This window comes from Asprobacillus argus, from assembly GCF_032248395.1.
Lineage (GTDB): Bacteria > Bacteroidota > Bacteroidia > Flavobacteriales > Flavobacteriaceae > Polaribacter > Polaribacter argus.
On the sequence record NZ_JAVTTO010000001.1, the window covers coordinates 640,497 to 665,522 of the forward strand.

A 25,026-nucleotide genomic window follows, 5' to 3' on the forward strand; every position below is an offset into this window, starting at 1 on the left:
AGCAATAAGCTGGCTTTTTTATGCTTTATCATTTCAAAGTTACTCTACGGTAACCGATTTTGCTAAATTTCTAGGTTGATCTACATTCTTGTCCAACATTACCGCAATATGATATGATAATAACTGGAATGGAATGGTAGTTAGTAAAGGCGTTAATGCTTCTTCCGTGTCTGGAATTTCGATAACGTGATCTGCAATTTCTTTAACGGTAACATCTCCTTCGGTAACAACAGCTATGATCTTTCCTGCGCGAGATTTGATCTCTTGAATATTACTTACTACTTTTTCGTAGTGTCCTTTATTTGTTGCAATCACAAAAATTGGCATATTCTCATCAATAAGCGCAATAGGCCCATGCTTCATCTCTGCTGCAGGATATCCCTCTGCATGGATGTATGATATTTCTTTAAGCTTTAATGCTCCTTCTAACGCCACTGGGAAATTAAACCCTCTTCCTAAGTACAAACAATTTTTCGCATCTTTATAAATACTTGCTATCTCTTTTACTTTCTCATCTATTTCTAAAAGCTTCTGTACCTTTTCTGGAATCAACTGCATTTTCTGTAGATACATGTGAAATGCCGAATTTGATAACGTTCCTTTCGCTTTTGCCAATTTCAAAGAGATCAATGATAATATCGTGATCTGTGTTGTAAATGCTTTTGTAGAAGCTACTCCAATCTCAGGGCCTGCATGCGTATACGCGCCTGCATGCGTTTCTCTAGCAATGGATGATCCTACTACATTACACACTCCAAAAACAAAAGCTCCTTTAGATTTTGCCAGCTTAATCGCTGCTAAGGTGTCTGCTGTTTCTCCAGATTGAGAAATAGCAATGACCACGTCTTTCGGAGTAATAATCGGGTTTCTATATCTGAATTCTGAAGCATATTCTACTTCAACAGGTATTCTTGTCATATCTTCTAAAAGATACTCACCCACCAACCCAGCATGCCATGACGTTCCGCAAGCAACAATTATTATTCTATCTGCATTAAGAAAACGTTCCATGTTATTGTCTACACCAGCCATTCTTATAATCCCTTCATCTGGCAGCATTCTTCCCCTATACGTATCAATGATAGCCTTAGGTTGTTCGTGGATTTCTTTCAGCATAAAGTGCTCGTATCCTCCTTTTTCGATTTGCTCAAGGCTTAATTGCAATTCCTGGATGTTGGCATCTACTAAAGAGTCATCTTTAATTTTTCGAACCTTGATCCCCTTGTGCAATTTGATAATTGCCATTTCTTCATCCTCTAGATAAATAGCGTCCTTTGTGAATTCAATAAACGGTGATGCATCAGAAGCGACAAAGAACTCTCCATTATCCTTACCTACCCCAATAGCTATTGGGCTTCCTAATCTTGCAACTACAATTTCATTGGTTTTCGTCTTATCAAAAACTGCAATCGCATATGCTCCGATCACTTGAGTTAGTGCTAACTGAACTGCTTTCCCAAGTTTACATCCTTCTTTCTTTTTAACCTCTTCAATTAGGTTTACCAAAACCTCTGTATCTGTATCACTTTTAAAAGTATATCCTCTTGAGATTAATTCCTTTTTAAGTGTATCATAGTTTTCAATGATTCCGTTATGCACGATCACTAAATCCCCTGAAGCTGAAAAATGTGGATGTGAGTTTATGTCGTTAGGCACTCCATGAGTTGCCCATCTAGTGTGACCAATACCAATACTTCCTTTTTTCCTAAAAGGCTCCGTTTCTGTAATTTTCTCTAGATCTGAAACCTTACCCTTGGTTTTAGACAAGTGCATTTTTTCTCCATCAAACATCATCACTCCTGCACTGTCATAGCCTCTGTATTCTAATCTTTTAAGTCCGTTGATTACGATAGGGTACGCCTCTCTAGGTCCTATATAGCCAGTAATTCCACACATAACTTTTTCTTTTGGTTTGGGTTGTTGTTAATATTTAATTAGTCGTCTTCTCAGAATACGAAATCTTTAACTGAACCCTTCTATCTCCATTGGTTAGTAGATGATTTAACAACATTACCCCTTTAGGGTTCCAATTATAGGAATCTATAATTGTATCTGTAGCGGTTGTTGGAAAATCCGTCGGGTTCGCAACTTTCAATGTTAATGGGGGGCTATAATTTGTTGCTCCGCTTAATATATCTGAGATATAATCCGTAATTCTAAACGTGTACTTATCTGGTTTCTTTTCGTCCGTTAGTTCTAAAACCCCACCAAAAGCTGCACTTGTTTCGGGTAAAGCATCTTTTATAAGTGCAGGAGGTAAACCTAGACTTTCTCCGTTCTTGTACAAAAATAATCTAAAAGGTGTTGCAATAGTATCAAAACCAACAATATTTTGATTGACATAAAATGTTAATTGAGCATCGTTTATTAACCAATTCTTAGCCCTTAACTCCTCCATTTGATCAGGCAACCCATTACCGTCCGTATCTGGTCCAAAAAGTGCTATATCCGCATGCGTTCCAGCCGTTCCTTGAATCTGAAAGTTTCCAGCAGGTGTGGGGTTGTTTGTCGTCATATTATAAAGGCTATTTCTAACGCCAAATAATCTAAATGAATCATTCTTTTTGATCGTGTCTACTGCTACTCCTGAAACCAATACCGTATTGGTATAATACACTTCAATAGAAGGGTTATATTCTATCAATCCAGTATTAAAGCTAAATGATATTAAAGATCCAGGGTCAGTTCCTTCACTTGCTTCTAGGACTATTCCTCTAAAATAATCATCAAAAGCTTCTTGAGAAGCAAAGTCATCCGTTTGATATCTATCTAGCAAAATTTGTTTTAACAAATCTGCTTTAAGAGGTACTCTTCCAAAAGGAAGGCTATTTGTTAACTTGATTGTATCTTTATCATAAATACTTCCGGTATTTAACTTTCTACTAACCACCATCATCGTATCTCCAGCTCTTGGGATGTATTGAAAGTTTGAAATAGCATTTAATTCTGTTGGCAACGTTTGATATATAGCGTCTGACTGAAATTGATTAAACACAGAAGGGTCACTTGGATCCAAGACATTCAAGAAGGTTGTATTTTGATAAATATTCAAATTAAACGCCTTCTCAGTATCTCCTATAATGGAATCAAGTTCATAAGTTCCGTCTGTTTGAAGAGTTGCTTGATACGGTAACTTTAAATACACCGTATCTATCTGCGTAACAACAGTTGTGTCTGCCCCGTATTCTCTGTCTACCACTTTAAAAGCGCTGCTAATTTGCAATTGAGAAACTATCGAAGCTTCTATTTTTTCGTAATGAGGGTTATTATAGCTTCCGAGCAAATATTGTCCTAATGCCCCTAACTGAATACCGTCTGCTCTTACACTTGTAACGGGTTTTTCAGTTATTATAACCTCTAACAAAGTATCATTTGTCGTAAATTCATTATTCCTGATGACAGAAGTATTGACATCCGTAAAATCTTTTTCACAGGAAATAACTCCAGATATAATTAACGCAAAACTACCGAGGACCGCTCCTCTTCTAATAAACTTTTTCAACATAAATTCTAATTAATTTGTAGAGATTATTTCTCTATAAAAATCTAAATACGATTCTGAATAATCTCCCGAATTGTATTCTAAAGACAACTTGTTCTCCTTTTCTACCAATGAAGTAAATTCTTCATCAATTTCAGCACTTCCATAAACAATTGCATCAGAGTTTACAATAGCATTCTTTATAATATTTGTGTAGTTTGGTTCAGATAATTCGGATAATTTATCCTCAGATAACTTATCAAATTGAACTTTATTAATAAGTTCCTCATTTAACGATCCTTCAAAGCCATTATTATATACTGAAGTAACAATTTTACTTTCAGCAAATAGCGGTTCCTCAGAATAGTATTCCTTTAAGTACAAAGGAAGTAATGACGCCAGCCAGCCATGAACATGGATGATGTCTGGAGCCCAGTTCAGTTTCTTCACTGTCTCAACAACTCCCTTTGCAAAGAAAATTGCCCTCTCATCGTTATCTTGAAAAAGGTTATCATCTTCATCAGAGAAAATTGCTTTTCTTTTAAAATACTCATCATTATCGATAAAGTATACTTGCATTCTTTCTTTTGGAATAGAAGCCACTTTAATAATAAGAGGCATATCCATATCATTTATAATAAGGTTCATTCCTGAAAGCCTTATTACCTCATGTAACTGGTGTCTCCTTTCGTTAATTACGCCAAAACGAGGCATAAATATTCTAGTTTGTACTCCGTTTGAATGTGCGTTCTTCGCTACATTAAATGCCGTTGATGCTATTTCTGTTTCTGGTAAATATGGAATTACCTCTGAAGAAACATACAATATTCTCTTATCTTTCATTAAATCTAACTCTTTTACAAGAAGTGCAAAACTACGAATTTTTATGCAAAATTGTTGTTAAAATGCTAAGTTTGCACTCATTCTACAACGAAAACAGAATGCTGATTTTTAAGACTAAAGAAAAATTAATCAATCATTTAACCCTTTTAAAGGCGAAAAATCTTTCTGTAGGTTTTGTCCCTACTATGGGGGCGCTACATTTAGGGCACCTTTCTTTGATTAAAACTTCTAAAGAAAATAATGATGTTACGGTTGCAAGTATCTTTGTAAATCCGACACAATTTGATAATAAAAAAGACTTAATTAACTATCCTTTAACTATTGATAAGGATATAAAGCTCTTACAAAACGAACATTGTGACATCCTGTTTTTACCTCCTGTAAGTGAGATGTATGATCAATCTGTGTCTGCTCAAAAATTTGATTTTGATGGCCTGGAGTTTGAAATGGAGGGAAAACACAGAGCAGGTCATTTTGATGGAGTTGGGACTATTGTAAAATCTTTTTTTGATATTATAAAGCCACACAATGCATATTTTGGAGAAAAGGATTTTCAGCAGTTGCAAATTGTAAAAAAAATGGTCGAAAAGCATAACATATCTGTTCAGGTTCATGGTTGCCCAATTTACAGGGAACAAGATGGTTTAGCGATGAGTTCCAGAAATACTCGTCTCACCTTTGACCAAAGACAATGTGCTCCTTTTATCCATGCAACACTTCAAAAAGCCGCAAAACTATTTGAAAAAAGCACTATTGATGATGTTGTAAAGTGGGTGGAAAATGAATTTGAGCAAAATGCCATTTTAGCATTAGAATACTTTACGGTTGCAGATGTTGTAACACTTCGAACAGCATCAAAAAAAGAAACAGGAAAAACGTATAGAGGATTTATTGCTGCTTTTGCGGGAGAAATTCGATTGATCGACAATATTGAGCTAAATACATAACTCTTCTTTTAATGAGATATTCTTAAGAGACATTTAAAAAAATAGTACTTTTGCAGCATGTTAGTAGAAGTGGTAAAATCAAAAATTCATCGCGTTAAAGTAACAGGTGCTGATTTAAATTATATTGGAAGTATTTCTATCGATTTAGATTTAATGGATGCTGCTAATATCATCGAAGGAGAAAAAGTTCAAATTGTCAACAATAACAATGGTGAGCGATTAGAAACCTACGCAATTCCCGGCAAACGAGGAACTGGTGAAATAACATTGAATGGAGCTGCCGCCAGAAAAGTTCAAAAAGGGGATATTCTAATTTTGATTGCTTATGCTTATATGGATTTAGAAGAGGCTAAAAACTTTAAACCTGCTTTAGTTTTTCCTAATGAGGCTACAAATACACTTACCTAATTTTGTCGACTAAAATCAAAAAAACTTTAAAAATTGTACTTCCTTTAATCTTAGGAGGTCTTTTGGTTTGGTACATGTTTACCAAAATTTCTCCTGCGAAATTACTGGAGTATTTTAAAAATGCTAATTATTGGTGGATTGCGCTTGGCTTGTTCTTTGGCATCCTTAGTCATCTATCAAGAGCCTACAGGTGGAAGTTTATGTTAGAGCCGATGGGTTACAAGCCTAAATTTATGAATAGTACACTTGCTGTTTTAATCGCTTATTTTGTTAACCTGGCATTACCAAGAGCTGGTGAAGTCTCCAGAGCCGCAGTTATGGCAAACTATGAAGACATTCCTTTTGAAAAAGGATTTGGAACCATCGTTGCTGAAAGAATCGCTGACCTTATCATGATGTTCATTATTATTGGCATCACTCTATTGATTCAATTTGATTTCATTCTTGAACTCGTAAAAAAGAACTTCGACCCTGTAAAAATTGGGATTGGGATTGCTGCTTTAGCCCTTGGAATCTTCATTTTTACCAGGTACGTTAAGAAAGCTAATTCTGGTTTTGGCTTAAAGATCAAAACCTTTGTTAAGAGTTTAGTAGAAGGCGTTACTAGTATTTTTAGAATGAAGAAAAAATGGGCTTTTATTTTTCATACCGTTTTTATCTGGGCAATGTATGTAGCCATGTTTTGGGCAACGATTCCTGCTGTTGAAGGGCTACACGTTCCTTTAGGTGCTATATTGGTTGGCTTTATTGCCGGTGGATTCAGCATTGCAGCGACTAATGGAGGAGTCGGTTTATATCCTGTAGCGGTTGCTGGGGCCTTTTCGTTATTTGCAATTCCAGAAGAACCATCAAATGCCTTTGGTGCAATTATGTGGTCGGCACAAACAGCCATGATCATTATTTTTGGAGGGCTTTCATTTTTAGTATTACCGATCTATAATAAAGACAAGTAATTTTCTTTTCTTTGTGTAAACCTTCTTTATAAAAATGGCTAAAATCAAAACTAGTTTTTTTTGTCAAAATTGTGGTGCTCAACATGCTAAATGGATGGGACAATGCACTACGTGTAATGAATGGAATACCATTGTAGAAGAAGTTATTCAGAAGGAAGAAAAACGAACATGGAAACAATCAACTACGGCAAAACCTGTTTCTAGGCCTTTAAAAATTGATGAAATTCAACTTAACCCAGAAGAACGAATTGCCACTAAAAACACGGAACTCGATACGGTTTTAGGAGGCGGGTTAGTAAAAGGTTCAGTAACTTTATTAGGAGGAGAGCCTGGGATTGGAAAATCGACATTGCTATTACAGATTGCATTGAACATCCCACATAAAGTGTTATATGTCTCTGGAGAGGAAAGTCAATCTCAAATAAAAATGAGAGCAGATAGGGTACAAACAAACAATTCTAACTGTTTGATTCTTACTGAAACCAACACGCAACAAATATTTAAGCATATAGAAGAGGTAGCTCCTGATGTGTTAGTGATAGATTCTATCCAAACATTACATACAAATGCTATAGAAGCCTCGCCAGGAAGTGTTTCACAGATTCGAGAAACGTCAGCAGAACTAATCAAGTTTGCAAAAGAAACCGCCACTCCTGTCTTATTAATAGGACATATCAACAAAGAAGGACATATAGCGGGACCAAAAATCTTAGAGCATATGGTAGATGTGGTTTTGCAGTTCGAAGGTGACCGAAATCACACCTATAGAATACTTCGTTCGCAAAAAAACAGATTTGGTTCTACAGCAGAGTTAGGTATTTACGAAATGTTGTCAGACGGCTTGCGTGAAGTTTCCAATCCATCTGAAATTTTAATCTCTAAAAAAGATGCCGACCTTAGTGGAACTGCCATCGCTTCTACTTTAGAAGGGGTTAGACCTTTAATGATAGAAATTCAAGCATTAGTTAGTACCGCCGTTTATGGAACACCACAAAGATCAACTACAGGCTATAATTTAAAGCGTTTACACATGATCCTAGCGGTATTAGAAAAACGCGCAGGGTTCAAATTGGGAGCTAAAGATGTATTTTTAAATATCACTGGCGGAATCCATGTAGATGATCCTGCAATCGATTTGGCTGTAGTAGCTGCCATTTTATCTTCTAATCAGGACCTTGCTATTTCTCCTCAAGTTTGTTTTGCTGCTGAGGTAGGGTTAGCAGGAGAAATTAGACCTGTTTCCAAAATTGATCAACGTATTATTGAAGCTGAGAAATTGGGGTATAAAACATTTGTCGCATCTAAGTACAACAAAATAAGCAGTACTAAGCATTCTATTAGGCTTATTCTAGTGGGCAAGATTGAAGAAGCTTTTGCTACTTTATTTGCGTAAAAAAACCGAGCCAAAGCTCGGTTCTTATAATATTATTTTTAAGGAGCTACTTTTTATTCACTTCTTTAATATACTTCTCTAAGGCCATCGTCATTGACGGTGTTTCTGGCGCTGGTGCTGTAATATTACATTTCAAACCTGCCGCCGTTGCGGCTTTAACTGTAGAATTACCAAAAACAGCAATTCTTGTATTATTTTGTTTGAAATCAGGAAAATTCTTAAACAAAGAATCAATTCCTGATGGGCTGAAAAATACTAACACGTCATAGAATACATTCTCTAGGTCTGATAGATCGCTTACAACAGTCTTGTATAAGATTGCTCTTTTCCAGTTTACTTCTAGATTCTCTAAAGATGTAGGTATCTCTGGTTTTAATTTATCAGAAGATGGCAATAAGAATTTTTCATCTTTATGCTTCTTGATCAATTTTCCTAGTTCAGCAAATGTTCTATTACCCACATAAATCTTACGCTTTCTGTATACTACATATTTTTGTAGATAAAAAGCCACCGCTTCAGACTGACAAAAATATTTCATCGAATCTGGAACTTTAAAACGCATTTCTTCAGCAATTCTAAAGAAATGGTCTACGGCATTTCTACTGGTTAAAATAATTGCAGTAAACTCGGATAAATCAATTTTCTGAGTCCTTACATCTTTAGAAGTAACTCCTTCTACGTGAATAAAAGATCTAAAGTCAATTTTTACTTTTTGTTTTTCAGACAAATCATGGTAAGGTGATGTCTCTGTCTTTGGTGCTGGTTGCGACACCAATATTGTTTTCACTTTCATACTCATTCTCTTGTTTTATAAAATCAATTTAAACAAAACTAATAACGGCGCTAATTTGAACGCGCAAAGGTACAAAATAAAATAAAACAACTTACTAATAATCAGCTTTTTGTTTGTGTTTAGAAAATATAGGAGCCCAACTCCAAGCATAAGAATAGCCCCATATATGCCGTATTTTATATTCAGATCACTGTAATAGAACAGTATATTTAGCAGAAAAACAAAAATGGAGAACGAATACACATAGCTTCGTTGACTTATGAGTAACACCTCCACTACTTTCGTGTTTATAGAAAACAAAGAACGTATTCCTGTTTGTAAAAGGTTTTGTAGCACTTGGAATGCTATTAATGAAGTAGATATAATCGAAAAGTTTAGAAAACTAAATGCATCTGGTATTAGATAAAAGTTAATCGTTGTGAGTATCAGTAATGAAAATGACAACGTGCTAAACACTAAAAAAAGTAACGAAAACACGGAGAAAAAAGCATTGTTTTCTACCAACTCATTCTCCATAAAACTCTTGCTTCTATTCAGCATTAAATGCCTTCTAAGTCTATCCTGATTAACAAACGTCAACAATACCAATAGGAAAAAGCATACCAGTACGATTATGGTAACCCAATCTTTTGAAGTAACTGCCCTTTCTACTGCTTGCATATCGTGTTTTTAAGAATCAAGATTAACACAAAATTAGTAATTAAATAGTGTATATTTGCCATACTGTTTTCATATTTTTCTACATGTCAGACGCTTTAGTAATCATACCCACCTACAATGAAAAAGAGAATATTGAAGCTATTATAAGGGCTGTTTTTAGTCAAAAAAAAGCATTTCATGTCCTAGTTGTTGACGATAATTCTCCCGATGGAACTTCTGAAATTGTAGAAACTCTCATTTCCGAGTTTTCGAATTCTCTATTTCTTGAAAAAAGAGCAGGTAAAAACGGATTAGGGACGGCTTATATACATGGTTTTTATTGGGCTATTGAAAAAGGATATGATTATATTATTGAAATGGACGCTGATTTTTCTCATGATCCAAAAGATTTGATACGACTTTATAAAGCATGTAAAGAAGAAGGAGCCGATCTCTCTGTTGGGTCTAGATATTCGCAAGGAGTTAATGTGGTTAATTGGCCAATGAAAAGAGTATTGCTTTCTTACTTTGCTTCCAAATATGTACGTTTTATTACCGGTGTTCCGATTCATGATACGACTGCGGGTTTTGTTTGTTATAAAAGACATGTACTTGAGACTATTGAATTAGACAAGATACAGTTTGTAGGGTATGCATTTCAGATAGAAATGAAATTTAAAGCGTGGAAACATAAGTTTAATATTAAAGAGGTTTCTGTAATCTTTACTGACAGAACCTTGGGTGAGTCCAAAATGAGTGGGTCTATAGTCTATGAAGCGCTGTTTGGGGTAATTAAAATGAGATTTAACGGAGTAAAATGAATTCTTACTTAATAAAGAACGCTACGATTGTTTCTGATAACCAAACCTTTATTGGTGATGTGTTAATCGAAGATGAGCTTATCAAAGAAGTATCAGAAAATATTGAGGCATCCAGTGACACAACTATTATTCAGGCAAATAAAAAATTATTGATCCCTGGGTTGATTGATGATCAAGTACATTTTAGAGAGCCCGGATTAACACATAAAGCGAATATCGCTACCGAAAGTAAAGCCGCCGTAGCTGGAGGCATTACCACATTCTTTGAAATGCCTAATACCGTTCCGCAAGCAACAACACAAGAATTATTGGAAGAGAAATTTCAAGTTGCTGCTAAAACATCGTATGCAAATTACTCATTCATGTTTGGAGGTACTAATGATAATTTAGAAGAATTGCTAAAAACGGATCCAAAAAATGTTGCAGGAATCAAACTGTTTTTAGGTTCTTCAACTGGGAATATGCTAGTTGATAATGAAGCTATTTTGGAAAAAATATTTTCATCTACAGATCTTATTATATCAGTGCATTGTGAAGATGAAGCAACCATTAGAAAAAATACTGCGCATTACAAATCTATCTATGGGGATGACATTCCGATTGAATTACACCCTGTTATTAGAAGTGAAGAAGCTTGTTATATTTCGTCTTCAAAAGCAATTGCATTAGCAAAAAAGACTGGTGCGCGTTTGCATGTTTTTCACCTTTCAACAGCAAAAGAAACGGAGCTGTTCAGAAATGATATTCCCTTAGAAGAAAAACGAATTACTGCAGAAGTCTGCACGCACCATTTATGGTTTTCTGACGAAGATTATCAAAAAAAAGGAACACATATTAAATGGAACCCAGCTGTAAAAACAGCAAAAGACAGGGCTGGTTTGTGGAAAGCTTTATTAGATGATAGAATCGATGTGTTGGCAACGGATCACGCGCCCCATACTTTAGAAGAAAAATCAAATAAATATACAAGCGCCCCAAGTGGTGGGCCTTTAGTGCAACATGCTATTTTAGCACTTCTAGACAACGTAAAAGAAGGTGTCATCCCGATAGAAAAACTTGTGGAAAAAGCATGTCATAACCCGGCTAAATTGTTTCAAATAGAAAAAAGAGGATTTATAAAAGAAGGGTATTTTGCAGATCTTGTTTTAGTGGATCTTGACAAGCCACAACAAGTTTCTAAAGAGAATATCTTATACAAGTGTGAATGGTCTCCTTTTGAAGGACACACGTTTTCATCTACTGTAACACATACTTTTGTAAATGGAACGCTTGTATATAATCAAGGTGTTTTTAATAATGACATAAAGGGTAAAAGAGTCACATTTAACAGGTAGCTATGAGGAAAGGTTTTTGGTCATTTATTATTCTAATTTCGATGTACTCTTGTACAAGCTATACCGTCTATGAGAAGCCAAAGGACTTGATTCCAAAAGACACAATGGTTGCTTTAATGACTGATCTTTATCTTGCTAGTTCTTCCAGAAACCTAAAAAACATCAAGCTACAAAAGGGAGTTAATTATATCCCGTTAGTCTATGCTAAATACAATATTGATAGCTTACGATTGAAAAGAAGTAATTTTTACTACACTTCTAAAATTGATGAATATCAGAAACTGCTTGAAGAAGTAAAGCTTAATCTGGAGGAAAAGCGCAGCATATTTAGCCGTCAGAAAAAAGTAAGAGATTCTATAAGAGCTGATTCTATACGTAAAACTTTATCAAAAGTTAAGGTGAAGCCTAAAAACCCTACTAAGAAAAAAGGTGGTTCTTCTTTAAAAGATAACCTAGAAAAATCTAAGGGAAAAAAGAACTAGTTTCCTTGATAACTTCTTCTATTGTTTCAAACTCAAAAGCCGTGTCCTTTTTTAACTTTTCAGAAGAATACTTTGTTTCTTCATGAGCAGATCGTGCCGAATGTTTTGTAATTAAAGGCGCTGTTCTGGTCAAAAATGAACGCATCTTATCTAACCTCCAAAAAATGGCTGTCTGCCAAGGTTTTACTTTTATAGAAGGTTTTTTTACATGAAGAGCATCGGCTATAGAAAAGAAAATTTCTTTGAAGGATTTATTTTCGGAAACCAAAATATAACGTTCATTTTTATGAGGCCCATCCATAAGTTGTTGCATTGCTCTTATCACATCTTTTACCCCTACAAAACCCGTGACTCCTTCTGTATAAAATTTGAAGCCATTATACACTTGAGAGAACATTTTTCCTGAACCTGTATCCCAAAAACCTGGACCTAAAATAACCCCTGGGTTTACTACTATCACATCAATTCCTTCCTGACTAGCCCTCCAAACTTCCATTTCTGCACCATATTTCGAAATAGCATATCCATGATTTTTGCTGTTTTTATTCCATTCATTCTCTTCTGTCACCACCTCACCATGTAAACTGTCTCCAACCGCAGCAATAGAGCTTACAAAACACAACTTATCTACTTTAGCATCAATGGCCAGGTTGACTATAATTGCGGTTCCATGAATATTCACCTTTCGCATATCTATATACGCTTTTGGGTCAAAGGAAACCAATGCTGCGCAATGATATACTCTTGTTACACCTTCGAAAACGGGAATCATATCTGGCACTGAAGTAATGTCTGCTTGAACCCATTCAATTTTAGCAAAAGTACCTTTGGTAGATTTGGTATAATAAGAAAATACATTTCTTACTTTTTCCAAGCTAGATTCTGTTCTATAAACAGCCCTGATCTTTTCTTCATTTATTGTTAACTGGTATAATAAATGAGCGCCGACAAAACCTGTACCTCCCGTAACTAAAATCATACAGCTAATTTAGTTTTTTTGCGGTATAAATGTATCTTTGCTTTTTTAAATTTTGTGAAAGAATGACAAACTTTGTAGAAGAATTACGTTGGCGAGGATTATTACATGATATCATGCCTGATACCGAAGACTATTTATTGAAAAATAAAACGGCAGGATATATTGGGTTCGATCCAACAGCTGATTCTTTACATATTGGTAGTTTGGTTCAGATATTAATATTGATGCATTTTCAAAAAGCTGGACATACCCCTATCGCATTAGTAGGTGGTGCTACAGGTATGGTAGGAGATCCTTCTGGAAAGTCTGCTGAACGAAATTTACTCGACGAAGATACCTTGGCTAAAAATATTGTAGGTGTAAAAGAGCAATTATCCAGATTCTTGGATTTCGATACTGCTTCAGAGAACCCTGCCGAATTAGTCAATAATTACGATTGGATGAAAGATATTTCATTGATCGATTTTGTGAGAGATACCGGAAAGCATATTACGGTAAACTACATGATGGCTAAAGATTCTGTAAAGAAACGTTTAGGCTCAGAATCCAAAGAAGGAATGAGCTTTACGGAATTTACCTACCAATTATTTCAAGGGTACGATTTCTATCATTTATACAAAGAAAAAAATTGTAAACTTCAAATGGGTGGATCTGATCAATGGGGAAACATCACCACAGGAACAGAGCTCATTCGAAGAAAAGCACAAGGAAAGGCATATGCTATAACAGTTCCACTGGTTACCAAGGCAGACGGAACTAAGTTTGGAAAAACAGAAGGTGGTAACGTATGGTTGGATGCATTTAGAACGTCTCCGTATAAATTCTATCAGTATTGGTTGAATTCCTCTGATGAAGACTCTGAAAAATATATCAAGATCTTTACATTCTTAGATAAAGAAACTATTGACACATTGATCGCTGAGCATAAAGAGGCACCCCATATGCGTTTATTGCAGAAAAAAATAGGTGAAGAAGTAACCGTAATGACGCATGGGCAAGAAGCTTATGAAAATGCCATTAAGGCATCAAATATTTTGTTTGGAAAATCTACAGCTGATGATCTTAAATCACTGGATGAACAAACGTTCTTAGATGTTTTCGACGGGGTCCCTCAAGCAAGTATTACCAAGCAAGATATCGAAGAGGGTCTAGATATGATTGCCGCACTAGCTGCAAAAACGAGCTTCTTAAAATCAAATGGAGACGCCAGAAGAGCATTGAAAGAAAACTCTATTTCGGTAAATAAAGAAAAGGTACAAGAAAACTATACCATTACCTCATCAGATTTTATAGCGGAAAAATATGTGCTATTGCAGCGAGGTAAAAAGAATTACTTTTTATTAAAAGTTGAATAATAAAAAGAGCTGAATTTCTTCAGCTCTTTTAGTTTCCCTCAGTCCTCATTTGTAAGCTCCTACGACTTACTTCCGTAGTAAAATTCTTATTTGGTGATTTTTTTCCAGTTCTTGTCAGCCTGATCTCTTAATTTTTCTGCGCCTTCATTTGTCCATAGTTCTAATGTGTTTGTGCGCCCTCTATTATAGAACAAATACAATTTTCCATCCCTTATTTCAAACGTTTCTGGATTAATAGACACTTTGCTTCCTTTTATTCCAATAGCATACGCACAATATCCTCCATATTGTGGAATGTATTTATTAGGGTCTTTTTTGAAGGTATTCAAATTTTCTTGAGATGAAAACAAAAACGTCACACCATCATGTTTTAGCGTATACTGCTTATCTCCTTTTTTGGCTGTGTTATTAAAGTATGATACAACATCATATCCTTTAGCTACCGCCCCTTTCTGAATATTATAATGTGTTTTTTGTCCAAAACTTATGCTCGTGACAAATAATAGAAGCATTAAAATCTTCTTCATTATTTTTTCTTTTTATGTTTTAAGGTCTTCCAGTTTTTATCCCCCATAGCCTGTAGCTTTTTGGTGTCTTCTTCTTGCCAATCCTCTAATTTACTAGACAACCAGGAGCTATAAAAAAGATATAATTTTCCGTCTCTGATCTCATATTTCTCGGCATCTATATACATCTTTGTGTTCTTTTTTGCCACAGCATACGCACAATAACCTCCATATTGTGGGATGTATTTTTTAGGAGCTTCTTTAAAAAGATTCAAATTCTTTTCTGACGAGAATTTAAACTTAACTCCATCATGTGTAGTTTGGAACTTTTTACTTCCTTTTATAGGTTTTTTATCAACGAAATAAGATACTACATCGTATCCCTCAGCTACATAACCTTTCTTAGTGTTGTAGTCTATTTCCTGTGAAAATAATGTTGCAGATATTGCTAAAAAAGCAATGGTTAAAAATCGTTTCATCGTTGTTAGTTTTGGGAGTAGTCGATGAAAAACGAATTTGATTACATAAAACTTTACACAACCATTAAATTACACCCTCGAATGTCGGAATGATCAAAACGACCAATGATCTCAAACTGTCCATTCTCGTGCACTTTTCCAAGATCTTGCGTAGCTATAAACGAACACGAATTGTAGTTTGCAAGATCTATAATATTAACGCCCCCTGTTCTATTATAGTCTTGAATAGTTAAGGCGTCTTCAGTATCTCTTGTGAGTACTTTCATCCATGGAGGGCATTCAAAAACTCCATTTCCTTTGGAATATGCCTGACTTAATAGTTCGGTCATTCCATATTCCGAATGTATTTCAGAAACTCCAAATCCTTTTTGTAATAGTTCATGCAGCTCAAAACGTGTCATTTCTTTTCTTCTTCCTTTCATACCTCCGGTTTCCATAATGATGGTGTTTTGTAAGCTGAATTGTTCTTTTTCTATCAAATCAAGTAACGCGAAGGAAACACCAATAAGTAATGTTTTTTGTCCATTTTTATCTAATTCTAATAGATTTTTACTCAAATTCGTCAAATTATGAAGAAAAAAACCACTTTTTTCGTTTTCAGATCTTTTGATCAAATCGTCTACCATGTACACCAATGAAGATCCCTCTCGTTCTAAATAATTAGGTAATAATGCCAAAACTACATACTCTTTTATATCTCCATAAAACCTTTCAAAGCTTTTCAAGTAGCTTTTAGTATACCAGGACAGATCGGTCACTACATGTTTACTAGTAAAATTCCCTGTAGTTCCTGAGCTTGTAAATGTTTCTTGAATTTCAGCCTGAGAGGAAACTATCTGATGTGATTTGAAAAATTGGATAGGTAAAAAAGGGATTTGGGTTACCTCTTTAACATCAGAAGGGTGCACATATAAAAGATCGCAAAAAGCGCGGTACACACGATTTTTTTCAAACTGATGTTTAAAAATAGTGAGTGCTCGATCTTTAAAGTCCTCCTCTGAATGTATATTGAATATCTCGTTTTGCATAAACAGGACAAAAATAGGGTTATTTAACGCAACCTTTTTAATACTTACGCATCTACCTAATAAAGATAATAAAATGATAAAGCTCTTGTTTTTTGCGCTTATGCGGTTTTTTGAAGCAAATGGTTCATTTAAGGATAAAAAGGCGCCCTTTGAACTTGCTGTTTCGACTGTGGGAAAAACAAATTATATAGACAAGCATAAAGTTGGACACAGTTATTTTGGTTAACGACTGTGTTGATTGTGCAGATGCGCTCAAAGCAGTAGGAACTGCTTAGGGCGCGTCATTTTGCAAAATTTAGCTAAATTGTAAGAGCAAAAACATATATCCTGATTTTTCAGATGCAGATACAACTAGAATTTACTATGGGAAAATTGAAACAATACACGTTGGCTATGAGCTGTTTATTTGTTATTCTGAGCTCATGTAGTGAGAAAGGCATATCAGGAGTAGGATTTTGTGGGGACTACGCGATAGAAGATGAATCGAGATATGTCTCCACAGTTTCTACAAATTATACGATCAAAGATGTAGTGGCTGCAGGTAATTGTATTACGATTACGATTAGTGCAAGTGGGTGTAGCGGAGATCGGTGGCGCGGTACGCTTTACTTTTCGGAGCAAATTGTTGAGACCACGCCCAATCAAAGATCTTCAAAGTTATCTTTGGTTACGAATGAAGCCTGTTTGGCTGTTATTGAAAAAAGTTTCACTTTCAATATTGGGAATATGAGACCAGAAAATGAACCTTTTATGTTGAAGTTGGAAGGGCTAAATTACCCCATTGTAATTAATTAAACGATGATAAGAAACATTTATATTTAGATAAACTATTTTAAAAATTCAGCTAACCGAGCTCATAGAACAATGTTGTCAGAAAGATATTTCTGCCCAAGCGAAAGTTTATCAGATGTATTCTAAAAAACTTTTCGCTCTATGTCTGAAATATGCTAAAAATTATGCCGATGCTGAAGATGTTTTGCAAGATAGTTTCATTCTTATTTTTAATAAGATTGATCAATATAAAGGAAAAGGTTCTTTTGAAGGATGGTTAAAGCGTATAACTATAAATGTTGCGTTACAAAAGTATCGACAAAAGACAAAACTAGAAGTAGTTAGGGATGCTGAAATTCCGGATGAAACGTATGTTGACATACAAGAAAAGCTTGACGCAGATTTTTTGTTAGCATTGATTCAGCAATTACCCAACCAATATCGATTAGTGTTTAACTTATATGTGTTAGATCACTTTTCGCATAAAGAAATTGCAGAGATGTTAGATATCTCTGAAGGCACCTCTAAATCAAACCTTTCAAGAGCAAGGTCGATTTTAAAGGATAAAATTATTGAGTATCAAAAAAAGCAACAAGGAGCATAAACATGGCAGATCAAAAAAACATAGATCAGTTTTTTCAAAAAAAACTTAACGATTTTGAGCAGGAGCCAAGACCAGAAGTTTGGCTACAAATAGAAGAGCGTTTGACAAAAAAGAAGAAGCGAAGAGTCCTTCCTATGTGGTGGTATGGAGGTGTAGCAGCTGTACTAATCGGTTTGCTTTTATTTCCGTTCTTACCAAATGAAAAAGAGGGCACAGACCCAATACAAACAGAGCCTATCATTACAACAGCTCCTATTAACCCTTCTAAAGAAACACCACAAACGAAGAAAAATAGTACACCAACCCAGGTCATCAAAAATGTACCTGCATCAAAAATATTACCAGAAGTATTAACAAAAGAGAATACAATCGTTGCAAAAAACAACAACACAGAAAACCCTGAAGACAAAAACACAACTGTTACGTATGTGAAACATTCGGAACGTAATTTACCTACATACACCAAATTGTCTAACTTATCTCCTAATTCAATAGCAGAGTTTGACCCTATTCGATTTAAGGGTGATCTGCTTACTACTATCCCTAACATGATGTATGAAGAAACTAAGGGTATTAGTTTATTTGATGCCGTTAAGAAAAATGATTCTTTGTTTGAGGAAAAGGATGTTTTGAAAAAAAGATGGGGGATTTCTCCTTCTTATGGATATCTAAAAACCAATTCGTTTTCCAATGGTTCTTCTATTGATAACAGCCTGAATAACAACCCTGTTGGAGGTAATGAAAATGCTTCTTTTGGTGTTAACGTGCATTTCCCTATTTCTAAAAATTGGGGAATTCGTTCTGGAATACATCTACAACAACTAAGTTTTTCTACCCAGGACATTGGAGTTGCGTCTGGAATTTCTTCAAATGGCCTGGCTAGTATTCGTTCTAGCAATACGCTTACTTCAGGTTTAAACAATGATGTTTATATAGGATCTTTAGAAAATACAATGGCTATTACTTCCTTGGTAAGCTCAGCTAATCTTCTAACAGATAATGCTATTATTTTACAGCGTTATGGCTATGTTGAATTTCCAATAGAACTCACCTATTCTCTAAGGCCTTCAGATCGTTTTTCTGTTGGACTTATTTCTGGTATTAGTACTCTCCTTTTAAATGATAACGAGATTCTGGTAAGGTCTGAGGAATACAACTCTTATTTAGGTGAGGCTAATAATCTAAACCCGATAAACGTGAGTGTAAACTTTGGTTTCGACCTCGATTATGTTGTCTATAAAAATTGGTCTTTAAATGTTAACCCAATGTTGAAAGTACATTTAGTAACATTTACGCAAAACAGTAATGGATTTAGCCCTTATTTTCTTGGTTTGTATACGGGAGTTAAATATCAATTTTAAACTAAATCATTGTTATTCAGCTATAACTGGAACAATTTTTGATGTATTTTTATACTATAAATAGAAGATCATGAAAAAAGTTATTTTTATTTTCTCGTTATTCTTTTTAATGGCTTGTTCTTCTGAAGATGAGTTTCAACTTCACATTTTAACTATTGATGAAGCGGTCACTCCTGCTAGCTTAAATGCTGGAGATGTAGATTTCATTACCGTAAAATACACCTTGCCAAATCCATGTTATCGTTTTTACAACTTATATTACGAATATGAGGGCACTTCCAGAATTGTAGCTATTAGAGCTTTGGAAGACCTCAGTACAACATGCTCTCAAGTAACTGTAGAAGAAGAGTACACTTTTCCGGTACAGGTCTTACAAACAGAAGACTATACTTTTAAGTTCTGGAAAGGAAAAGATAGTAATGGAGAAGACATTTTTGAAGAAGTCGTAGTTCCTGTTAATTAGTCTTTATAGATTTTAACAGTCAACTCCCCCTTATCATTCATTGATGCCCTGTACATTCCGGCGGTATTAAACTCGAACTGCATATTTCCACTTTTGTCTAATGCTATAATACCTCCTGTGCCTCCTAGTTTTGTTAGTTTATTTTGAATTACTTCGTGTGTTGCTTCCTGTAATGACATTCCTTTGTATTCCATTAATGCAGAAACATCATGGGCCACCATGGCTCTGATAAAATACTCGCCCCATCCTGTAGACGATACTCCGCACGTTGCATTATTTGCGTAGGTCCCAGCACCAATAATTGGAGAGTCTCCTATTCTACTCCATCGTTTATTGGTCATTCCTCCTGTAGAGGTTCCTGCAACAATATTTCCGTTTTTATCTAAAGCCACACAGCCTACCGTTCCGAATTTACTATTATTAATGTCTTCATCATAAAAAGCCGTTTCTTTGGTTGCTTTCTTTTTTGATTCTCTATCTAACGCTCTTTGAAGAGATCGATATCTTCTTTCTGTATAGAAATAGGAAGGATCTACTATTTCTAATCCTTGCTCTTTTGCAAATTGAGAAGCTCCTTCTCTAGAAAGTAATACATGATCAGAGTTTGTCATAACTAAACGCGCAGCAGAAATCGGATGTTTTACATCTTTTACACCCGCAACTGCTCCAGCGTTTAAATTAGATCCATCCATAATAGAAGCGTCCAGTTCATTTACTCCTTCATGCGTAAAAACCGCTCCTTTACCAGCATTAAATAAAGGAGAATCTTCTAATATATGTATCGTTTTCTCAACAGCGTCCATACTCGTTCCTCCATTTTTCAAGATATCATACCCTACACGGATAGCCTCTGAAAGTTTTGCTTTATATGCAGCTTCCTTCTCTGGTGTCATATTCTTTTTCAAAATGGTTCCTGCTCCCCCATGAACTATAATGGCAAACTCATTTACCTTGATCTTTTTTGCCGATTTTTTTTCTTCTTTGCACCCTAAACAAGCAATCATGACCGCTAGGATAATACTAAATTTTTTCATGAGAAAGTTGCTTTTAAATCTGCATAAATTTACGAAACTTTATTTGTACTTTTGACGTACAAATCAAATCAAAAAATCACAAAATGGATAATTTTGGAATTCAGGAAGCGCTAGCAGAATTAGGGCTGAAAGATATAAACGAAGGAACCTCTACAGGTTCTCATCACTTTTCTAATGGACCTCTTATTGAAAGCTACTCTCCAGTAGATGGTAAATTAATAGGAAAAGTAAAAACAACTACTCAGGAAGATTACGAAAAAGTAATGGAAACAGCTAAAGCTGCTTTCAAAGAGTGGAGAGTAAAGCCTGCGCCAGTGCGTGGTGAGATTGTACGTCAGTTTGGAGAAAAATTGAGAGAGAAGAAAGAAGCACTTGGAAAATTAGTTTCTTATGAAATGGGAAAATCATACCAAGAAGGTTTAGGTGAAGTACAGGAAATGATCGATATCTGTGATTTTGCAGTTGGGTTATCTCGTCAATTACATGGTTTAACTATGCACTCGGAAAGACCAGGACATAGAATGTACGAGCAATATCACCCATTAGGAGTTGTTGGAATCATTTCTGCTTTCAATTTCCCAGTAGCTGTTTGGGCATGGAATACTGCTTTAGCATGGATCTGTGGTGATGTATGTGTTTGGAAGCCTTCGGAAAAAACCCCAATGTGTGGAGTTGCTTGTCAAAATATTGCTGCTGAAGTATTCGCAGAGAACAATCTTCCAGAGGGTATTTGTAATCTAATCAATGGCGACTATACTGTTGGAGAAATGATGACCAAAGATACTCGTGTTCCTTTAGTTTCTGCTACAGGTTCTACCAGAATGGGTAAAATTGTTGCTCAAGAAGTAGCCGCTCGCTTAGGAAATTCATTATTAGAATTAGGAGGAAACAATGCAATTATTGTTACTCCAGATGCTGATATTAAAATGACAGTTATAGGTGCTGTATTTGGTGCTGTTGGAACAGCAGGACAACGTTGTACTTCTACACGTAGATTGATCATTCACGATTCTATTTACGATCAGGTAAAAGATGCTATTGTAAAAGCATATGAACAATTACGCATCGGAAACCCTTTAGATGAAAACAATCATGTTGGACCTTTAATTGACACAGATGCTGTAGCTATGTATAATGCTGCACTAGAAAAAGTAGTAGCTGAGGGCGGAAACATCGTGGTTGAAGGAGGCGTTCTTTCTGGAGAAGGTTATGAAAGTGGTTGTTACGTAAAACCTGCAATTGCAGAAGCAAATAATTCATTTGAAATTGTACAACACGAAACCTTTGCCCCTGTGTTATATTTATTAAAATATTCAGGTGATGTAATGAATGCTTTAGACATTCAGAATGGAGTTGCTCAAGGGCTGTCTTCTGCAATTATGACGAATAACTTACGAGAAGCGGAGGCTTTTTTATCTGTTGCAGGTTCAGATTGTGGTATCGCTAATGTGAACATTGGAACATCTGGAGCCGAGATCGGCGGAGCTTTTGGTGGAGAAAAAGAAACGGGTGGTGGACGTGAGTCCGGATCTGATGCTTGGAAAGTATACATGAGACGTCAAACAAATACGATCAACTATACAACAGATCTTCCTTTAGCACAAGGAATTAAATTTGATCTGTAAATTGTAGACAATTAAATAATTTTAAAACCCACTTCAAATGAAGTGGGTTTTATTTTTTATTATTGTGATTATGAGTAACACAACCCAATTAGAACGTTATAAGAAGTTACTTTCCTTTATTGATGATCATTTTAAAGAAGACATCAATATTGGTAAGATCGAAGATGTTTCCTTTTATTCATATCGCAATATTAATCGAATCTTTGAGGCGCTTCATAACGAGACTATTGGGAAATATATCAAACGGCTTCGGTTAGAAAAAGCAGCGCAGTACTTAGCATATTCAGATATGGGTGTTTCAGAAATTGCATACGAGGTTGGGTTTGAAGATAGAGCCGCTTTTAGCAAAGCTTTTAAAAGCAAATATAAAACCTCTCCCTCTTACTTTAGAGCGCACACCGAAGTTATACTTAAAAACACACAGCAATCATTACTTCCTAATGAAGGGGTTGCAAGAGAACAACTCAAGTTCGAAATAGAATATTTACCAAGTTTTGAATATTTATTTCTTGAATATCGTGGTAATTTCGATGATCTTGAAAGGATACATAGCTCGTGGGATGAGTTGGTTCGCTACATCACAAAAAAGGGGTTGCTTTCTGAAAGTTCCATTTTTATGACCGAGATTGTGGATGATGCCGACATTAGTGATACTCTGAGTTTTCGTTACCATTTGAGTTTAGTGCTAGAACAACCTCTGTCTTTTGCTCCAGAAGGTCTTTTCAGGAAAAAGACTCATAAACGGCAGAAATATGTGAAGTTTACCTATAAAGGTTCTGATAAAAGTAGCATTGACTTTTACAAAAGGATTTATGCTTTTTGGATGTTAGATGTTAATTTAGAATTAGTGGATCTTCCTACACTTGAGTTTTATCCAAATTATGAAGAGAATCTTCCTGAAGATGAATTGATCACAGAAATCTATATTCCTGTAGCATAAGAATGTCCAAAACGGACACATCAATCCTTTTCTTGAGTTTTAGATTTGCTAAAACTAAAAGCGTATGGAAGAATTAATTCAAAAAATGGAAGACAATATTGGGATCGCCCTATTTATAATTATTGTTTTTAGTATTGGGTTAGCTATTGTTGAATTTATTTACGAACTATATAAGAAGAAGATCAACAAATGGAGGCTAGGCGAAATGTGGGCAAGTTTTTCTGTTTTTATTGTTGCTCAGATCACCGAGAAATTTAGTGTTATTGGTTTTACGGCAGCTTTCTATTTCTTGTCAAAATATATTCCCTGGCAGGTTCCTATTAATATATGGACCACCATTCTTTGTATTCTTTTAATCGATCTTTTGTACTATTGGGAGCATAGAATTGAACATCAGGTTCGTGCATTATGGAGTTATCACAGCATCCATCATAGTTCTCCTATTTACAACTATACAACTGCGCTCAGGGTTTCTTTTATTGATTCTTTTATTACCTGGGTATTCTATCTTCCAGCTATTCTCATTGGGTTTCATCCTTATGTAGTGCTTTTAGCCGTTCTTTTTATGCTTACGTATCAATTTTGGCTACACACAGAGATTATTGGCAAACTAGGCTGGTACGAGAAGGTTTTTATGACACCTTCTCAACATAGAGTGCATCATGGTTCGGATGATATTTATTTGGACAAAAATTATGGCGCAGTATTATCTATCTGGGATCGTATGTTCGGTACCTATCAAGAGGAGTTACACAGACCTACATATGGATTGACAAAACAGATCAATACCATCAATCCGGTAAAAGTACATTTCATAGAATATGCGAATATCTTTCGTGATCTAAGAAAATCCAAAAGCTTCAAAGAAGCATGGAACTATCTCGTAAAGCATCCGGGCTGGCAACCCAATAAATGAGAATCATGAACATAAGAGCTATTCTAAAACAATATCGACCTCGATTCGTTTTTACCTTTTTACTGCTACTTTTAGAGTCGGGAATAAATATCCTTTTTCCATTATTTATAGGATATGCTATAGACAATGCTATTAATGGAAGTTATACTGGCGCTTTATATTTAGGTGGTCTCAGTATATCTGCACTAGTCGTGGGTGTCATAAGGCGTGTATTCGACTCTAGATTTTATGCTAAGGTGTACCAAAATATTGGTTTAAAAGCTGATGTAAAAATACAGGATAAACCTTCTTCTGTTAGAGCCGCTCGGTTAAGTATGATTGGTGAATTAGTAGAGTTTCTGGAGAATTCTTTACCTGAATTGATCAATACCGTAATAGGGTTCATCGGAGTTATTGTTATTATGGCAACACTCAATATGGCCGTTTTTTATAGTAGTGTTATGGTTTCTCTGCTTATTTTCCTTGTTTATTGGTTAAGTAGTAAAAAAACAATCGCTTTTAATAAATCATCAAATGACGAATTCGAAAAACAGGTGATTATTATAGCTACTAACGATAAAAAGCTTTTGAGCCATCATTTAAAAGAAATGATGAAGTGGAATATAAAGTTATCTGATTTGGAGGCCCTTAATTTCTCCATTTCTTGGATCGCATTGTCCATATTTCTCGTTGCCTCTATTGTTATTTCCATCCATAGTGGAATTCTAAAATATGGTCTCTTGCTTTCACTGGTCATGTATGTTTTCCAGTACATGGAAAGTGTGATCAACCTCCCTTTTTTTTACCAAAGCTGGTTGCGTTTACGAGAAATAAAAACCAGAATTGAAACTATTTAGTTCTACGCTGAAAATGGTTCTCATTGCAAAAAGTA

The 25,026-nt window shown here is 35.3% G+C and carries 26 protein-coding genes; 16 read left to right on the top strand and 10 right to left on the bottom strand.

What is annotated here, in order from left to right; translation table 11 throughout:
- Positions 1-39: 39 nt before the first annotated feature.
- Genes glmS through RQM59_RS02830 form a run of 3 tightly spaced genes read right to left on the bottom strand, consistent with a single transcriptional unit; the run spans position 40 to position 4,324 of the window.
- Positions 40-1,896, bottom strand: a complete 1,857-nt coding sequence (gene glmS / locus RQM59_RS02820) for a glutamine--fructose-6-phosphate transaminase (isomerizing) (RefSeq protein ID WP_349240542.1) — start codon at positions 1,894-1,896, stop codon at positions 40-42.
- 34 nt (positions 1,897-1,930) lie between these two features.
- The gene (locus tag RQM59_RS02825; protein ID WP_349240543.1) at positions 1,931-3,505 is read right to left on the bottom strand and encodes a DUF4270 family protein; all 1,575 of its coding nucleotides are present in this window, start codon (positions 3,503-3,505) and stop codon (positions 1,931-1,933) included.
- A gap of 9 nt (positions 3,506-3,514) precedes the next feature.
- A complete protein-coding gene (locus RQM59_RS02830; RefSeq protein WP_349240544.1) occupies positions 3,515-4,324 on the bottom strand; it encodes a glycogen/starch synthase in 810 nt (269 codons plus the stop codon).
- A gap of 98 nt (positions 4,325-4,422) precedes the next feature.
- On the opposite strand from RQM59_RS02830, the gene panC reads away from it, so the two are divergent.
- The 4 genes from panC to radA are packed head-to-tail and all read left to right on the top strand — an operon-like array spanning position 4,423 to position 8,025.
- Entirely contained in the window at positions 4,423-5,271 is an 849-nt protein-coding gene (gene panC / locus RQM59_RS02835; RefSeq protein ID WP_349240545.1) for a pantoate--beta-alanine ligase, read from the top strand.
- 57 nt (positions 5,272-5,328) lie between these two features.
- Entirely contained in the window at positions 5,329-5,679 is a 351-nt protein-coding gene (panD, locus tag RQM59_RS02840) for an aspartate 1-decarboxylase (protein ID WP_349240546.1), read from the top strand.
- 2 nt (positions 5,680-5,681) lie between these two features.
- Positions 5,682-6,632: a lysylphosphatidylglycerol synthase transmembrane domain-containing protein gene (locus RQM59_RS02845; RefSeq protein WP_349240547.1), complete on the top strand. Its 951-nt coding sequence runs from the start codon at positions 5,682-5,684 to the stop codon at positions 6,630-6,632.
- Positions 6,633-6,666: 34 nt separating this feature from the next.
- Positions 6,667-8,025, top strand: coding sequence for a DNA repair protein RadA (gene radA, locus RQM59_RS02850; RefSeq protein ID WP_349240548.1), 1,359 nt, complete (start codon positions 6,667-6,669; stop codon positions 8,023-8,025).
- 46 nt (positions 8,026-8,071) lie between these two features.
- On the opposite strand, the gene RQM59_RS02855 is transcribed toward radA, so the two are convergent.
- Positions 8,072-8,818, bottom strand: a complete 747-nt coding sequence (locus RQM59_RS02855) for a uroporphyrinogen-III synthase (RefSeq protein ID WP_349240788.1) — start codon at positions 8,816-8,818, stop codon at positions 8,072-8,074.
- Positions 8,819-8,833: 15 nt separating this feature from the next.
- Entirely contained in the window at positions 8,834-9,478 is a 645-nt protein-coding gene (locus RQM59_RS02860; RefSeq protein ID WP_349240549.1) for a DUF4271 domain-containing protein, read from the bottom strand.
- 83 nt (positions 9,479-9,561) lie between these two features.
- Between RQM59_RS02860 and RQM59_RS02865 the strand changes: the two genes are divergently transcribed.
- The 3 genes from RQM59_RS02865 to RQM59_RS02875 all read left to right on the top strand — a co-directional run bounded on the left by RQM59_RS02865 (position 9,562) and on the right by RQM59_RS02875 (position 12,094).
- Positions 9,562-10,278 (top strand): polyprenol monophosphomannose synthase, encoded by a 717-nt coding sequence (locus RQM59_RS02865; protein ID WP_349240550.1) that lies wholly within the window; start codon positions 9,562-9,564, stop codon positions 10,276-10,278.
- On the top strand, positions 10,275-11,612 hold the full coding sequence (locus RQM59_RS02870) for a dihydroorotase (RefSeq protein WP_349240551.1): 1,338 nt from the start codon (positions 10,275-10,277) through the stop codon (positions 11,610-11,612). Before RQM59_RS02865 ends, RQM59_RS02870 begins: the two co-directional genes overlap by 4 nt.
- Positions 11,613-11,698: 86 nt before the next feature.
- Complete coding sequence (locus RQM59_RS02875) at positions 11,699-12,094, top strand: DUF4296 domain-containing protein (protein WP_349240552.1); 396 nt, start codon at positions 11,699-11,701, stop codon at positions 12,092-12,094.
- On the opposite strand, the gene RQM59_RS02880 is transcribed toward RQM59_RS02875, so the two are convergent.
- On the bottom strand, positions 12,075-13,073 hold the full coding sequence (locus RQM59_RS02880) for an SDR family oxidoreductase (RefSeq protein ID WP_349240553.1): 999 nt from the start codon (positions 13,071-13,073) through the stop codon (positions 12,075-12,077). The two genes, RQM59_RS02875 and RQM59_RS02880, sit on opposite strands and share 20 nt — an antisense overlap.
- 62 nt (positions 13,074-13,135) lie before the next feature.
- Between RQM59_RS02880 and tyrS the strand changes: the two genes are divergently transcribed.
- Complete coding sequence (gene tyrS / locus RQM59_RS02885; protein WP_349240554.1) at positions 13,136-14,428, top strand: tyrosine--tRNA ligase; 1,293 nt, start codon at positions 13,136-13,138, stop codon at positions 14,426-14,428.
- An 86-nt stretch (positions 14,429-14,514) separates the two neighbouring features.
- Here tyrS and RQM59_RS02890 read toward each other — a convergent pair whose 3' ends face one another.
- From RQM59_RS02890 to RQM59_RS02900, 3 genes are read right to left on the bottom strand one after another with little or no spacing between them, the layout of a single operon-like run.
- Positions 14,515-14,955 (bottom strand): YHS domain-containing (seleno)protein, encoded by a 441-nt coding sequence (locus tag RQM59_RS02890; protein WP_349240555.1) that lies wholly within the window; start codon positions 14,953-14,955, stop codon positions 14,515-14,517.
- On the bottom strand, positions 14,955-15,413 hold the full coding sequence (locus RQM59_RS02895; RefSeq protein ID WP_349240556.1) for a YHS domain-containing (seleno)protein: 459 nt from the start codon (positions 15,411-15,413) through the stop codon (positions 14,955-14,957). Before RQM59_RS02895 ends, RQM59_RS02890 begins: the two co-directional genes overlap by 1 nt.
- Positions 15,414-15,466: 53 nt before the next feature.
- Positions 15,467-16,441 carry a LuxE/PaaK family acyltransferase gene (locus RQM59_RS02900; protein ID WP_349240557.1) on the bottom strand — a complete coding sequence of 325 codons (975 nt, stop codon included), beginning with the start codon at positions 16,439-16,441 and terminating at the stop codon, positions 15,467-15,469.
- Between the two features lie 363 nt (positions 16,442-16,804).
- Between RQM59_RS02900 and RQM59_RS02905 the strand changes: the two genes are divergently transcribed.
- The 4 genes from RQM59_RS02905 to RQM59_RS02920 all read left to right on the top strand — a co-directional run bounded on the left by RQM59_RS02905 (position 16,805) and on the right by RQM59_RS02920 (position 19,640).
- Positions 16,805-17,236, top strand: coding sequence for a hypothetical protein (locus RQM59_RS02905; protein ID WP_349240558.1), 432 nt, complete (start codon positions 16,805-16,807; stop codon positions 17,234-17,236).
- 43 nt (positions 17,237-17,279) lie between these two features.
- A complete protein-coding gene (locus RQM59_RS02910) occupies positions 17,280-17,816 on the top strand; it encodes an RNA polymerase sigma factor (protein ID WP_432208129.1) in 537 nt (178 codons plus the stop codon).
- 2 nt (positions 17,817-17,818) lie between these two features.
- Positions 17,819-19,177, top strand: a complete 1,359-nt coding sequence (locus RQM59_RS02915; RefSeq protein ID WP_349240559.1) for a hypothetical protein — start codon at positions 17,819-17,821, stop codon at positions 19,175-19,177.
- Positions 19,178-19,247: 70 nt separating this feature from the next.
- Complete coding sequence (locus RQM59_RS02920) at positions 19,248-19,640, top strand: hypothetical protein (protein ID WP_349240560.1); 393 nt, start codon at positions 19,248-19,250, stop codon at positions 19,638-19,640.
- Here the strand turns inward: RQM59_RS02920 and RQM59_RS02925 are convergent.
- Positions 19,637-20,674, bottom strand: a complete 1,038-nt coding sequence (locus tag RQM59_RS02925; protein WP_349240561.1) for an isoaspartyl peptidase/L-asparaginase family protein — start codon at positions 20,672-20,674, stop codon at positions 19,637-19,639. The two genes, RQM59_RS02920 and RQM59_RS02925, sit on opposite strands and share 4 nt — an antisense overlap.
- Before the next feature lie 83 nt (positions 20,675-20,757).
- Between RQM59_RS02925 and amaB the strand changes: the two genes are divergently transcribed.
- The 4 genes from amaB to RQM59_RS02945 all read left to right on the top strand — a co-directional run bounded on the left by amaB (position 20,758) and on the right by RQM59_RS02945 (position 24,991).
- Entirely contained in the window at positions 20,758-22,299 is a 1,542-nt protein-coding gene (gene amaB / locus RQM59_RS02930) for an L-piperidine-6-carboxylate dehydrogenase (protein ID WP_349240562.1), read from the top strand.
- Positions 22,300-22,369: 70 nt separating this feature from the next.
- Complete coding sequence (locus tag RQM59_RS02935) at positions 22,370-23,239, top strand: AraC family transcriptional regulator (protein WP_349240563.1); 870 nt, start codon at positions 22,370-22,372, stop codon at positions 23,237-23,239.
- 64 nt (positions 23,240-23,303) lie between these two features.
- On the top strand, positions 23,304-24,155 hold the full coding sequence (locus tag RQM59_RS02940) for a sterol desaturase family protein (RefSeq protein ID WP_349240564.1): 852 nt from the start codon (positions 23,304-23,306) through the stop codon (positions 24,153-24,155).
- A gap of 5 nt (positions 24,156-24,160) precedes the next feature.
- Positions 24,161-24,991 (top strand): ABC transporter six-transmembrane domain-containing protein, encoded by an 831-nt coding sequence (locus RQM59_RS02945; protein ID WP_349240565.1) that lies wholly within the window; start codon positions 24,161-24,163, stop codon positions 24,989-24,991.
- The last annotated feature ends 35 nt before the right edge of the window (positions 24,992-25,026 follow it).

Bases quoted from the DNA above. Each gene is read 5' to 3' on its own strand.
- glmS (WP_349240542.1), bottom strand. From the start codon at position 1,896: ATGTGTGGAATTACTGGCTATATAGGACCTAGAGAGGCGTACCCTATC.
- RQM59_RS02825 (WP_349240543.1), bottom strand. From the start codon at position 3,505: ATGTTGAAAAAGTTTATTAGAAGAGGAGCGGTCCTCGGTAGTTTTGCG.
- RQM59_RS02830 (WP_349240544.1), bottom strand. From the start codon at position 4,324: ATGAAAGATAAGAGAATATTGTATGTTTCTTCAGAGGTAATTCCATAT.
- panC (WP_349240545.1), top strand. From the start codon at position 4,423: ATGCTGATTTTTAAGACTAAAGAAAAATTAATCAATCATTTAACCCTT.
- panD (WP_349240546.1), top strand. From the start codon at position 5,329: ATGTTAGTAGAAGTGGTAAAATCAAAAATTCATCGCGTTAAAGTAACA.
- radA (WP_349240548.1), top strand. From the start codon at position 6,667: ATGGCTAAAATCAAAACTAGTTTTTTTTGTCAAAATTGTGGTGCTCAA.
- RQM59_RS02855 (WP_349240788.1), bottom strand. From the start codon at position 8,818: ATGAAAGTGAAAACAATATTGGTGTCGCAACCAGCACCAAAGACAGAG.
- RQM59_RS02860 (WP_349240549.1), bottom strand. From the start codon at position 9,478: ATGCAAGCAGTAGAAAGGGCAGTTACTTCAAAAGATTGGGTTACCATA.
- RQM59_RS02865 (WP_349240550.1), top strand. From the start codon at position 9,562: ATGTCAGACGCTTTAGTAATCATACCCACCTACAATGAAAAAGAGAAT.
- RQM59_RS02870 (WP_349240551.1), top strand. From the start codon at position 10,275: ATGAATTCTTACTTAATAAAGAACGCTACGATTGTTTCTGATAACCAA.
- RQM59_RS02880 (WP_349240553.1), bottom strand. From the start codon at position 13,073: ATGATTTTAGTTACGGGAGGTACAGGTTTTGTCGGCGCTCATTTATTA.
- tyrS (WP_349240554.1), top strand. From the start codon at position 13,136: ATGACAAACTTTGTAGAAGAATTACGTTGGCGAGGATTATTACATGAT.
- RQM59_RS02890 (WP_349240555.1), bottom strand. From the start codon at position 14,955: ATGAAGAAGATTTTAATGCTTCTATTATTTGTCACGAGCATAAGTTTT.
- RQM59_RS02895 (WP_349240556.1), bottom strand. From the start codon at position 15,413: ATGAAACGATTTTTAACCATTGCTTTTTTAGCAATATCTGCAACATTA.
- RQM59_RS02900 (WP_349240557.1), bottom strand. From the start codon at position 16,441: ATGCAAAACGAGATATTCAATATACATTCAGAGGAGGACTTTAAAGAT.
- RQM59_RS02905 (WP_349240558.1), top strand. From the start codon at position 16,805: ATGGGAAAATTGAAACAATACACGTTGGCTATGAGCTGTTTATTTGTT.
- RQM59_RS02915 (WP_349240559.1), top strand. From the start codon at position 17,819: ATGGCAGATCAAAAAAACATAGATCAGTTTTTTCAAAAAAAACTTAAC.
- RQM59_RS02920 (WP_349240560.1), top strand. From the start codon at position 19,248: ATGAAAAAAGTTATTTTTATTTTCTCGTTATTCTTTTTAATGGCTTGT.
- RQM59_RS02925 (WP_349240561.1), bottom strand. From the start codon at position 20,674: ATGAAAAAATTTAGTATTATCCTAGCGGTCATGATTGCTTGTTTAGGG.
- amaB (WP_349240562.1), top strand. From the start codon at position 20,758: ATGGATAATTTTGGAATTCAGGAAGCGCTAGCAGAATTAGGGCTGAAA.
- RQM59_RS02935 (WP_349240563.1), top strand. From the start codon at position 22,370: ATGAGTAACACAACCCAATTAGAACGTTATAAGAAGTTACTTTCCTTT.
- RQM59_RS02940 (WP_349240564.1), top strand. From the start codon at position 23,304: ATGGAAGAATTAATTCAAAAAATGGAAGACAATATTGGGATCGCCCTA.
- RQM59_RS02945 (WP_349240565.1), top strand. From the start codon at position 24,161: ATGAACATAAGAGCTATTCTAAAACAATATCGACCTCGATTCGTTTTT.